The following is a 13,308-nucleotide window of genomic DNA, read 5'->3' on the forward strand; positions in this document are numbered from 1 at the left end:
TTCGAATCCTCACTCTTTCGTCGTGCGACCACTTTCACATGAAGCTTCTCGAGTAATCTAGAGGCTTTTTTGTATTTGCCATATATCACTACGGATTCGAATCCTCTCTTTTTACGAAACCATGGCCGACCACTTTTCGAAAAGCCTCTTGAGAAATCAACAGGCTTTTTTCGTTTTAGTTACTGTAAAAAGAGCAAGAATCCTCTTTCTTTTGTCATGCGACCACTTTTACATCAAGCCTCTAGAGAAATCTAGAGGCTTTTGAGTTCACCTTATGTTGGATCAGTCAACGTCAACTGGTGGCGAGATGTAACCCATATAGGCGTTGGTTTTGAGTGGGGTAAAGCGGGTTAACTGCTCTTCTTCTTCCACCCCTGTCACTATCACTTCTACATCTAAACCTTTAGCTACATTTATCAATGCACGGCATAGTTCGCTGCTGTGCTCACTTTCGTCATAGTAGGCAAAAGATTGATCCAATTTGACATAGCTTGGGCGTAGGTTTTGTAGGTAAGACATGGAACCAAATTGGCGGCCGAAATGATCGATACCAAAGTGTGAGCCATTATCACGAATGATGGCGCAAAGCATTTGGCAGGCTTCAGGGTTACTGTACACTGCTGCTTCAGGAATATCGAAACATAATCTTTCACTAAGAGCTGAAGAACGCAAAAACTGATTAAGCCATTGATGAAACTCATTATCTCCCATGCTTTGGAAGGTGAGATTAACCGCAATAGGTTCAAAGTTTTTATCTAATAAGTGTTTATCATGCAGGCTTTGTATTAAACATTTATCTAGCAGTGTACCTAAAGATAAAAGCTCCACATAAGGCATGAACTGACCTGCTGGGATCATTTTGTCGTGGATCTCTAGCTGACAATAAAGCTCTCTTTGTAAAATGGCATTGGAATCATTGAGCAAGATAGGTTGCCATTTGAACTTAAATTTACCTTCAGTAATCGCTTTACTTAGATGATCACGCCACTGCTCACGGGTGAACAATTGCTTTTCATTGGTTTCAAACCAATGGTAAATCTGATTGCCTTGGAGCGCTTTTTGTAGTGCATTATCAGCTTGAGCAAGAATATCTGTTACTGACATTTGCCCAATACGCTCGGCAATACCGATAGCAAAACCCTCATTAGGCTTACAGCCCGCTTTTGACATTTCTTGATTGATTGTACGGATGAGGGTTTGCAGGTATTTGCTTGTTTGTTCATGTTCAGAGCTGGTGATCAAGAACGCAAACTCGTAGGCTGCAATGCGGGCAATCACAGAAACGGTTACACCATCTAGATGTTGTTTCATCTTATCTGAGAGGAGCTTGATGGTTTCATCACGAACTTGATAGCCATATTTACTGTGTACTTCTTCAAGCCAGTCAAATTTAGCCATCATTAGTGCACCGCTTTTAGGCTCACTTAGCCAGCTATTTAAACGTCCCATCATATACTGACGATTAGGTAAGCCTGACACTTGATCGACTAGATTCTTTTTCCTTAGCTCTCCGACTTCCTCGTCGAGAGAGTTAAAAATCTGTTTTAATTGGGAAGACATGCTATTGAATGCAAGTACCACTGATTTTAGCTCAACAGTTCTAGGCACTTTCATATCTGGGCCAAACTTACGGTTGGCTACGTCTTTAGCGTGTTCAGCAATGCCATGTAGTGGGCGTAAGATCCAAGTTAGGCCGATACGAGCGAAGATAATGGCAATAAGAAATAGAATTGAAAAGACTATGATAGCGTTGGTCATGGTGCGCCATAGTTCATGATAACCAAATCCAGGGTGCGCCGTGATTTCAAGGCGTGCGAGTTGGATCCAGCCCGAGGTTATTGTGCTTTCGCGTTTAATGGTTTTAAACAAGTCCAAGTCGATAAACCATTGTGGAACCCCCTCAATAGTGACGGGGTTTTGCCAGACCTGCTGCTTGCCATCCACTAACCATGTCAGTTTTACTTGTTGGTAGTAGCCGCCTTCAAAAATGACATTAATCAGTGTTTCTGCACCAACGATGTCACCAGCCTCAAGATCGGGTACTAGCATAATCCCCAAAGAGTGGCTGGTATTATTAAGATCAGACTCCATTTGCTTGCTGAGAAAGCTTTGGGTTTCGGTAAATTGTACGTAACCTAAGCTAGCTACAACCAGCAAAAACAGTACTAATAGTAGTGTGTATATCTGTCGAAACAGTGTCATCTTGTTAACTACTCCAGTTTTATCTTGGGTTGATTGAGTCGTTCAACACCCAAGCGGTGTTTTAGGTCATTCCATTTTGCGAGCTTTGATGAAGAGCCAGCTAGAACACCTCGTCCTTTTTCTTTATTTAACCAAAGTTGTCGACCATTAAAGCTATAAACGGGAACCAGATCTGTTCTTTGGGTGGCTGGTTTTATTTGCTTATCAAGGTTATCTAAAACGAGAGGGATAGCGCCTGGCGTTTCATAATACGCAAGCACCATATGGTATTGATTGACACTGGTTGCTTTAACCATAGTGATGCGTAGTTTGTCTTCTGAAACACCTAGTTGCAGCAGAGTAAAGTACTTGGCAATTGAGAAGTCCTCACAATCTCCACCACTGACTCCGATAAACTCCATGGGCGTAGCCCAATAGTTTTTCATTCCCCAAAGTTTTATATCATCGACAAAATGAAATAAGTTAAAAAAGTTATTAACTAATAAAATTTTGTCGCTATCTTGCAAGTCTTTTGCTTCATCTAAAATTTTAAACCAAGCTCTGATTCTTTTACCCGCACGCTCACCATACTGTGATTCAATTGTTTGGGTTATATGAACAGTGTCTAGTTGTTTGAGCGGAGCCGCATAAAGACAGGAGACAGACAAAGCTAACACCGTCAATTTGAATTGGCAGACTTTTGGTAATTTTTTTAATTGAGAAAGCCGGCCAATCATGATGCTCCGTTATAACTCCTATTTAACTTCTTCGTCTACGGTATAGATATGCCACTTCATGTCAGCTGTCGTATCATCACCGGTGAGTTCAGCAATGACTCGGCGATTAACTTTGTGAGCCGCAGCAGTATGCGTAGAGTCGATAGGTCTGTCGAAACTATAACCTATAGCACTGAGTCTATCTGAATCAATACCAAAACGCTCAGAAAGCAAAGAGCTTACAGCGTTGGCGCGATTTTGAGACAAGATTTGATTATGCTCATGGGTACCCGTTTTACTGCAATGCCCTTCAATAACGGCCTGAGTGTTTGGAAATTCGCGCATAAATACGGCAATAACTTCCACTTGAGGGTAATACATAGGATCTATGTAGTATGAGTCATTAGCAAAGAGGATTTTTAACTCTTGGCGCTCATTAATGGGCTTAATTTGACCGCAACCATAGTTGTCAATACTGGCGCCTAACACTGTGTCTGTGCAGCGCTCTCTAGCGACAATGACACCATCTTGGTCAATATCGTTGAGATCATGAACTTGCACTGTAGGTTCGTCCATTGTAGCGATATCTCGCATCGAGCAGCCAGCTAATATGGCAACACTTAATAGTATTAATAGGGTTCTCATTGTGGGACTCCTCCTTCGTAGTCTCTTTCACCTTGCCAAACGTCAGGCCTGGTCACACGTAAAGAATCAAGTAGTTGCCCAGTTGCGTTCAGTACACGGTATTGAGCGATAATTTCGTCATACTCAGATTCCAAATAATCTTTTCGAGCTTCAAACAGCTCATTTTCGGTATCGAGTAAGTCCAATAAACTGCGTTGGCCTAAATTAAATTGCTGGCTGTAAGCGACTTGAGTTTCTTTCGCAGCGATGACGTGATCTCGGATATACATTTTCTGCGGGGTTAAAAGCTCGTAGGCATTCCAGGCTAAATTAGCTCCCTCAACGACTTGTCTATGAGCGCGTTGGCGGATCTCTTTTGCTTCACCAATTTTGTAGGCAGCTTCTTTTTCACGGGCAAGATCGCGACCACCAGAGAATAGGTTGTACTTTAACCGTACCATAGCAACTAGGTCATTGTTGTGGCCGCCAACATCGCGTTGGAAGTTACCTGTACCAGAAATACCATCCTCGCCATCAAGGTTATTGTTCCAGTTACCATCAAGCTCTAGCGTAACTTTAGGGTAATAGTTTGATTGGGCTGAACTCTTTTCGTTCTCAGCAGCATTGATGTCACTAGAAGCAGACTTGAGAATAGGATGATTTTCTTGAGCCAAAATAATACTGGTACTGAGATCTGCAGGTAGCATATCAGCATCAGGAACCGGCACTATCATGTCTTCAGGCTCTTGCTCTACCACTCGAATAAACTGTGATTTAGCATCGTAAAAGTTATTCCGTGCCGAAATAACGTTAGCATTTGCACGTGCTAAGCGACCTGTAATTTGTGATAAATCAGCAGTAGAACCTAGCCCTGAGTCCGTACGTTGCTTGATTTGGTCATAAATATCTTTATGGCTTTCAAGATTCTTTTCAGCCAATACAAGCACTTGCTCGCTACGAATATAATTAATGTAAACGTTGACTACATCTAGCGCCATGTCTTCGGCTGCAGCAAATAATGCCCATTGCTCGGCACTTGCTTCGAAGCTATAGCGATCAACTTCACTGCTAGTATAAAAACCATCAAATAGCATTTGCTTGATACTAAAACCGGCTTCACCTCGCTCGAGCTCGATTACGCCCTCGTCATCGACTTCGCCTTGACCGGCACGACGTCTTGTTGATGGGCTATTTGTTTGCTCCCAACCATATCCTGCGCTGATATCTACCGTTGGCATATAGCCTGCGATAGCTTGATTGACTTGCTCTTCACGAGCTTTAAAGCGATTAAAGGCAATCCGAATTTCTGGATTGGTATCCAAAGTATGTGCAACGGCCTGCTCTAGTGTTTGGCTATAAGCGGTAGCCGGTATTATCAGCGTGCTAACCGCGAGTGCCAGTGCACTGCGTTTGAGCTGCCGTATTTTACTGCTATCCATTGTTAACCCCTCCTGGTCGTTTTATTGGGCCTAGCGTTCTCTTAACGCTGTGTCTTTTGCCCGCAATATTGGATTAAGTATGTACTCTAAAACTGATCTTTGCCCTGTAATCACATCAACAGAGGTTAGCATGCCTGGTATGATTGGCATTTCGGTGCCGTCATCTTTAGTTAAGCTAGAAAATTCAGTTCTTACCTTTACGATATAAAAGCTGTTGCCTTCTTCATCCTGAGTGGTATCAGCACTGATATGTTCTACAACACCATTTAGTCCCCCATAGCGAGTAAAGTCATAAGCAGTGACCTTAACTACGGCAGGTAAACCGGGGTGGAGAAAGGCAATATCTTTGGGAATAATCTTAGTTTCGATGAGCAGTTTATCTTCTGACGGCACTATCTCGATGATATCGACACCGGGTTGTACTACGCCGCCAAGGGTATTGATATGTACTGTTTTGACTGTGCCGTTAACTGGCGAGGTGATCTCTGCTTTGCTGACTTTATCTTGGGCACCGACTTGCGCTTCATTCATACGAGCAAGCTTGGTTTGCATTTCATTAAGTTGTGCGCGACTGTCTGCTGCGTAAATTAGCACTGATTCGCGGCGCTTTAAAATCGCCTCATCCATGGTGGATTTAACTTTAGGTCGGAGTAAGCGTAGGGAGGCAAGTTCACCTTGAATATCATTTACCACACGCTGAAGTTTGAGTAATTCAACTTCTGGGACAATGCCTTTTTCAGCTAATGGACGAGTGAGTTCTAACTCCCTTGAGACGAGCTGGTAACTTGTGGTTAGGGTTTTAATTTTAGAAGCTAGCTCTTGGATCTCTTGATTACGTTGCTGAATTTGTCGCGCTTGGATTTCAAGTTGGTTGCTTAGATTATCTAAACGGCCAACATACTCCTCTCGTTGACGACGTGTGAGTTCAGGATCTGCTTCTTCCAATACCGTTGGGAATACCAGGGTTTGCGGTGCTATTTTTACTTGTTCACGCCAGTCATTGGTAATACTTGAAATAGTAATGCTATTGAGCTCACTTCTTAAGCGAATAACATTGGCTTGCAGGCTATTGACCTCTTGCTCTTGCTGGGCAAAATCAGATTGAAAGCGAGTAGCATCAATACGAACTAGAGGTTGACCTTTAGTGACGATAAGACCTTCTTGAACGTACATTTCTTGCAAAATCCCACCGTCAAGGCTTTGGATCACTTGAACTTGAGATGAGGGAATGACTTTACCCATACCTGTAGTAACCTGATCGAGCTCAGCAAAATAAGCCCAAAGCAGAAAGGTAAGAACGAGGGCCGCGAGCGCCCAAATCGTAAGACGATGGCTGGCTGGGGCATCAGTCATCATAGCCCCATAAACGTCATCGACCATTTCTAGATCATGAGTTGTTAAGTGCTTACTCATTTGTTTGCGGCTCCTGCTAACAAGCCTTCATTGAGCTTTTTAAGTACATCGGCTTTCGGTCCATCGGCTACTATGTGTCCACGGTCGAGTACTATAATGCGGTCAACAAGGTTAAGTAAATGCATCTTATGGGTGATAAGTAGCAGGGTTCTGTCTTTGCTAACATTCTGCATTGCATTGATAAATTGCTTTTCAGCACGTGCATCTAAACTGGCGGTCGGTTCATCCATTAAGAGTACTGGCGGATCATTTAAGGTCGCGCGGGCGAGTGAGATGGTTTGCCTTTGGCCGCGAGATAATGCTCTGCCACCTTCACCAACTTGTTGATCTAAACCTTCAGCTTCTAAGTTGGTAAATAGGTTTACCCCTGAAAGTTGCACTGCTCTAATAAGTTGGTGCTCAGTAACTTGGCGCGTACCAAATAAAATGTTGTCACGAATGGTGCCGTGGAAGAGGGTGATATCTTGCGGTAAATAGCCAAAATTTCTGCGTAAATCACTTGGATGGATCTGTGCAGAATCAAGCCCGTCGTAGGTTAAGCTGCCTTTGGTTGGCTGATATAAGCCGACGAGTAGTTTTGCTAAAGTGCTTTTGCCTGAACCGTTACGACCAATAATCGCAACCCGTTCGCCTGGCGCAATATTTATGGATAATGGGTGTAATATTGGTCGCTCTGAATCAGGGTAACTAAAACTCACATGATGGGCAGAGATTTGCCCAAGTAAGCGCTGACGACTTACCAAGTGACCTTTGTTTTCAAATTCGTCTTCTTGGGTCATTAGCTCATTAAGTTGCTTTAGTGCGCTTGCAGTTTGGTTGCCGCGTGTCATTAAGCCTGCGAGTTGTGCCATAGGAGATATAGCGCGACTTGATAGAATTACCGCAGCGATAATTCCGCCCATAGATATTTCGTTCTCTGAAACTCGATAGACACCTAGTATCACAACAAAAATGACCGAGGTTTGCACCACAAAGGTTGCCATATTGGTTACCGAAGTGGTGATCTTTTTGCTTTTTAGCTGCCAGTTTGCAGTATGGCCGATCATTTGCTGCCAGCTCTTTTGCACTAAGCCTTCAGCACCGCTCGACTTGATGGATTCAATAGAGGCGAGCGATTCAATGAGATGACCATGTTTGAGGCCAGAAAACTTATTACTCTCATCAATGGCGGCTTTTAGTTTTGGCTGCATGATTAAGGTATAGCCAATAATGATAATGCTGCCGACAAAAGGTATCAGCGCTAAATCACCTGCGACCAGATAAATGATGAATAAGAAAAACAGTGCAAAGGGTAAGTCGACTAAGGTGGTAATGGTCGCCGAGGTAAGAATATCCCGAATGCTATCGAATTCACCAAGCTGTTTCGCCATGCCGCCAACGCTAGGTGAGCGTTTCTCTAGTGGGATGCCAATAGCTTTAGCAAATAGTTTAGATGACACTATGATGTCGACTTTCTTACCTGCGACATCAATCAAGTAGCTTCTTAGTTGCCGCATCACTAAGTCAAAAATGTAGGCAATACCTGCGCCAATAGCGAGTACCCATAGTGAGTCGAAAGCAAGGTTAGGCACGACCTTATCGTAAACATTCATGATAAAGAGCGGCGAGACTAAGGCAAATAGATTAACCAGCACAGATGCTATTAGCGCATCACGATAGATTGGGGCGGAGTCTTTAATGGTTTGCCATAGCCAATGAGTTTTACTTTCATGTAAATGGATATCAAGACCCATGTCGCCGCGGTATTCTTGTTTAACTAAGAATAGGTAGCCAACATACAGGGCTTCTAATGCCTCAATAGATAAGGTTTCTTCACCACCGGTTTCCGGAAGTTGAATGACCGCTCGGTCCTTTTCAATATCGAGTTCGCGTAATAAGCATGCTTTCTGATCTTTTAGCAGCAAAATGCAGGGTAGCATGATTGCAGAGATCTCATCCAAACCTTTGCGTGACAGTTTAGCGGCAAGCCCTGCACGGCTTGCCGCTTGAGGCAATAACTCTGGGGTTAGGACATTACCTTGCATAGGCAAGCCTGCTGCAAGTGAATCACAAGAGCAAGGGCTACCGAAGTATTCGGTAAGTAAGACCAAACTATCTAGCAGCGGGTCGACTTTGACACGTTGTGAGGCCGAAATCGTCCATTGCTCAGTCTTTTGAGATTCTGAAGCAGACACTTTAGAGTCTTATCCTTAAGATTTTATTATTGATATTATTGAAGTATCGGACAAAGTGACCTGTTTTGCTACAGGTCACTTGTATCTTCTTTGTTATGGTATGTTTATTCCATTTTGGTTAATTAGTTCATCCACTGGATCTGGAGTGTTAACAGATTGAACTAAAGGCTCGCCGGAAGAAGTACTTACTATTAGTGGACCGTCACCATTATCACCAAGCAGACCGGAGATAATGTCAGACTCGTTATTGCCAAATTGGGCAAATAGATCGACACCATCGAGCACGATATGCTGATCAAAACTGCCATTTTGGTCAGTATCAATATTGATACTGGTTGAGCCGTTTACATCGGTAAACTCGATAAAAGGCAATAGCTCACTTACGGAGTCACCTTGCAAAATATCGCTCAAGTCGAGCTTGTCTTCCGCTAGGTTAAAGTCAGTAATAAGATCTGTCATGTTGGAGCCATCAACAGAGGTAGCAGTCCAGATGAATGTATCGGCACCGTCGTCCCCTGTTAAGCTATCGTCACCTAAGCCGCCGATTAATGTATCTTCTCCCATTCCGCCAATGAGGAAATCGTTACCTCCTTGACCAAACAGAATGTCATTACCTTCACCTCCGGTTAAGGTATCCGCACCATCATTAATATTGGCGATATCAAACATTGCAGGATTAGCCGTGATAAAGGCGTGGATATCTTGTACCGATACATCAGCTTCATTGGTATTTGTTTCTTGGGCAACCAAAGCTTGTAATGCTGTGAAGCCCTGACCATCAATACCAGTAAACTGAGCTAAGTCACCAAAGATAATGTCGTTACCTTGAGCGCCGTTTGACTGGTCATCACCTGGGATTAAATTGGTCTCTGAACCCAAAATTACGCTGGATAAGTTGCTTACATCAACTTTAGCTCTAACAAGACCGTCACTGTCGTAAGCAACTAAATCTGTAGCATCAATATTTTGCTTTATACCAACAGCTTCAACTTCAGATACTGCGTTTAATAGGTCAAACGCGCCATGTTGATCACCACCTCCATTGTGCTTACCATCAGTAATGAAGTAGGTAATATTGTTGCCCTGATTATCTGTAACTAAATTACTATTAAACCAGTTGGTGGCTGCATTGAATGCATCTACATAGTCAGTTTGCCCACCGCTGGTAATGGCGTTCCATGCAGCTACGTTGCCGTTTTCTAGTGCAGTGATATCTAGATTATTTATATTGATAGATATGCTAGTTGTTGCACTACCAGAAAAGTCAATCACCGCAATATTTACGATACCTGAGTGTTGACCCGATGCTGCTGCTTGTAGAGTTTTAAATACTTCGATTAATTGCTCTTTTGCGGTATCAACGGCAGAAGTTCCCATACTGCCTGATGAGTCTAAAATAAAGGCAATGTTATAGTTTTCACCTTGGACGATTTGAATACCAGAGGTATCGCTGACAATGATGTCGTGATTGTCAGTGCCCTGCAGGGTATTGTCACCATTGGTGCCTGTATCAAAGCTGTAGTCGCGCAGCGAGACTTCTAAGGTGGTTGAAGACGTTGCGCTGTCATTGTTACTTGATTCAGTCGCCGTTACCTGAATATTAAGCGCGAACTCTTTATCTCCAGTGTAATCTTCTGCGACCCTAATTTTTAGGTCGGTTAACTCTTGTTGAGTAACAGACCAAGTGCCATTTCCTAAGTAATTACCTGCAGATAAATAAACGCCATCAGGAACACCTTCAATGGTGATATTCGATAGCAATTCACTGCCATCAGTATCGACAAGAGAGGCTTGAATATCCAGCGCAACTTCCTGAGTTTGCACTTGGGTTAAGGTACCGTCAGGGTTGACGGTATAGATCCCATCAGCAAACACTAGGCGTTCAATTTCATATAAGTGATCACCAGCATCAAGCTCGCCTGTACTGATGGTGCTAGTATCTCGATTCAAGCTGTCATTGACCAATAAATAAGGGGTAAAGGAATGATCGACATGATTTGTGATGGTATATTCAGCGAAGTTACCGCTATAAACAGCGGTATCAATACCTTCGCCGCCGTAAATCGCGTCATTTTCACCACCACCAAAGAACACGTCATTGCCAGCTTGACCTAGAAGTCTGTCGGAGAAATTACCGCCGATAAATACATCGTCGCCAGAGTTCCCCGTTAGATCGTTCGTATCGTTATCAACGCCTTTTAGATAAGTATTGATATCTTCTTGTGCAGTGGCTGAACGACCAGTTTCTATTGCTTCGATATTGGCGTCTAAAATACTATCACCAACCGTTACGTTATTTGTTGGTAGCTGATTATCAATAACGCTATTTACCCACTTCACATTACCTGTACTTGCGGTTAATGTTGGCTCGTCAGCTCTGGCGTCAATATTGATCGTTATTGTTGAGCTATCACTTGTTGACGTACCGTCTGTGACAACAAATTCAAATTCAGCCAAAGCGTCGCCTTGGTTACCGATGCCTGAAGCTGAATCGTCACCATCCGCTTGGTTGTTCGCTGGAGTAAAGCGTACTTGGTTGGCATCAAACATGGCTGATGTCAGTAAGGTGTTCACTGTCACTGCAGTCCAGTTAGTACCATTAAAATATTCCAATAAACCATTTTGTGCATTAGGAAGCTGACTTACTTTGATTGCTAGTTCGGCATCAGAGCTATCTTCATCTGTGACGTTAAAATCGTTCCATTGCAGGTATAACGCAGTATCTTCGATACCATTCACGCTAGCATCTAATGCCGTTGGAGGAATATCTATCCCTATGATGTTAATGGTGACTGTAGCTGTGTCTGTTGCCCCATATTCATCGGTAATGGTGTAGTTAAATTCGAGAGTTTCTAGCTCACCTTGGCTTAAGTGGTCATAGGCACCATTAGTATTAAATGTGTAGCTACCATCAGCATTAACCGTTATTGTTGCGCCGTTAGCAAAAGTGATATTTACACTCGAGTTCTGACCAAAATCAGTGCCATTAACACTAGTAATGGCAAAATCATGGCCTTGTTGATCACTATCGTTTGCTAATAAGCCTTCAGCCGCAGTTGCAGATAGAGATTCGCCTTCGTTAACAACGAGTGCGTCTCCCCCAAGAGCTGGCCCTGATACTTCAATTGATGTTAGGTAGTAGTCTGAAGAATCCTCACCAAGATCGACTCCAGATGCTTCATCTACTGTATATGTGGCTTCAAAGACTAAAGTATCGAATACTAAATTGCCGGTATTAATGGTAAATGTGCCACTATTGCTACCTTCAGTCTTAAAGGTATCCATTGCCACAAGTTGACCTTGATAATAGGCTTTCCAAACACCTTGCTCGCCGCCACTTTCTTCGTAAAACATATTACTGACATCGAAAGTAGCTTCGTTACATAGCCCATTAAAGCTGAAGATAAGAGCCTCTGATTGACCTGTGGTTGAATCAAACTGTATTTGCCCAACGCCACTACTGTTATCAGTCCTAGGGTTACCAGATACGCCAAGCTTGTTATTATCTCCTAGCTCATAATTTACACTTCCAATACTACCATCAGCATTTCTTGCAGAAATTGTGAACAATGGATTTACTTGTGTGCCATTCTCTGTTCCCCAGTTGTCTGCAGAGCTTGCGCTTGCACTAAATGAGGTGCCTTGAGCATCATCAACCGCATTAACCGTTGTCACTGCAGCTGTATCATTTCCACTGGTTGAGCTATTGCCTGCTTCATCGGTTTGCGTGGCACTGACAGAAATCTCTTGCCCTTCATTAGGAGTGTTTTCGCTCCAAGTAATAACACCGTTATCATAGGCGAAATTAGAGCTTGCAGTGCTTGATAAGCCATTAACTACTAGATCACCATCATCATCGAGACTTAAGGTTACTGTGGATACAAGATTGCCATTGGTAATAGTTAACGTAACAAAACCACCGTCATCCAATTCGGCATGATCTACATTTACCTGAATTTGAACACCGCTGCCCCCAGAAGCGATTTCATCTGCATTTAGCCAGCCGTCATTAACGTATTCATTCGCACCTATTACAGCATTGTCGTCTAAGATGGTGACTGTCGGCTCAATTGGTGCGGTTTCATCAGCAACGGTTGCAGTATCGCTGCCTTGTGCCGAGGTGTTGTTGTCGGCATCAGTCTGGGTGGCTGTGACCGTGATGGACTCGTCTTCAGCTGGCGCCGTTTCAGTCCAGCTGATCACACCATTGGCATAGGTGTAGTTACCAAAGGTGAGGTTACCGTTGCCATCATCAGTGAAGTCAGCGAAGCTCAGTTGAATGTCTGCTCCACCGTTAATGGTCAGTGTCACGTAGCCACCGGCTTCAAAGTCGGCAGCATCGATAGTGACTTGCAGCTGCACATCATCATTGCCAATTTCAGCTTGAGTCAGGAGCCCATCGCCTTGGTTATTTGTCCCGTTATTGTCATCCACAATCAATACTGTTGGTGCATTGGGTGCGGTTTCATCAGCAACGGTTGCAGTATCTGAGCCTTGCGCCGAGGTGTTGTTGTCGGCATCAGTCTGGGTGGCTGTGACCGTGATGGACTCGTCTTCAGCTGGTGCCGTTTCAGTCCAGCTGATCACACCGTTGGCATAGGTGTAGTTACCAAAGGTGAGATTACCGTTGCCATCATCAGTGAAGTCAGCGAAGCTCAGTTGAATGTCCGCGCCACCGTTAATGGTCAGTGTCACGTAGCCACCGGCTTCAAAGTCGGCAGCATCGATAGTGACTTGCAGCTGCACATCATCATTGCCAAT

The 13,308-nt window shown here is 43.6% G+C and carries 7 protein-coding genes; all 7 read right to left on the minus strand.

Annotation, left to right across the window (positions count from 1 at the left end; all coding sequences use genetic code 11):
- Positions 1-282: 282 nt before the first annotated feature.
- The gene (locus L884_RS0113445; protein ID WP_028767986.1) at positions 283-2,202 is read right to left on the minus strand and encodes a bifunctional diguanylate cyclase/phosphodiesterase; all 1,920 of its coding nucleotides are present in this window, start codon (positions 2,200-2,202) and stop codon (positions 283-285) included.
- Positions 2,203-2,210: 8 nt separating this feature from the next.
- Complete coding sequence (locus tag L884_RS0113450) at positions 2,211-2,918, minus strand: transglutaminase-like cysteine peptidase (protein WP_028767987.1); 708 nt, start codon at positions 2,916-2,918, stop codon at positions 2,211-2,213.
- 18 nt (positions 2,919-2,936) lie between these two features.
- Positions 2,937-3,542, minus strand: a complete 606-nt coding sequence (locus L884_RS0113455; protein WP_028767988.1) for an OmpA family protein — start codon at positions 3,540-3,542, stop codon at positions 2,937-2,939.
- Positions 3,539-4,960 carry a TolC family outer membrane protein gene (locus L884_RS0113460; protein WP_028767989.1) on the minus strand — a complete coding sequence of 474 codons (1,422 nt, stop codon included), beginning with the start codon at positions 4,958-4,960 and terminating at the stop codon, positions 3,539-3,541. The genes L884_RS0113455 and L884_RS0113460 overlap by 4 nt, the downstream gene beginning before the upstream one ends.
- A 30-nt stretch (positions 4,961-4,990) precedes the next feature.
- Positions 4,991-6,373, minus strand: a complete 1,383-nt coding sequence (locus L884_RS0113465; protein ID WP_028767990.1) for an HlyD family type I secretion periplasmic adaptor subunit — start codon at positions 6,371-6,373, stop codon at positions 4,991-4,993.
- The gene (locus tag L884_RS0113470; RefSeq protein ID WP_028767991.1) at positions 6,370-8,547 is read right to left on the minus strand and encodes a type I secretion system permease/ATPase; all 2,178 of its coding nucleotides are present in this window, start codon (positions 8,545-8,547) and stop codon (positions 6,370-6,372) included. The genes L884_RS0113465 and L884_RS0113470 overlap by 4 nt, the downstream gene beginning before the upstream one ends.
- Positions 8,548-8,640: 93 nt before the next feature.
- Entirely contained in the window at positions 8,641-13,293 is a 4,653-nt protein-coding gene (locus L884_RS0113475; protein ID WP_211239204.1) for a beta strand repeat-containing protein, read from the minus strand.
- Positions 13,294-13,308: the final 15 nt, after the last annotated feature.

This window comes from Shewanella fidelis ATCC BAA-318, assembly GCF_000518605.1.
Classification (GTDB): domain Bacteria; phylum Pseudomonadota; class Gammaproteobacteria; order Enterobacterales; family Shewanellaceae; genus Shewanella; species Shewanella fidelis.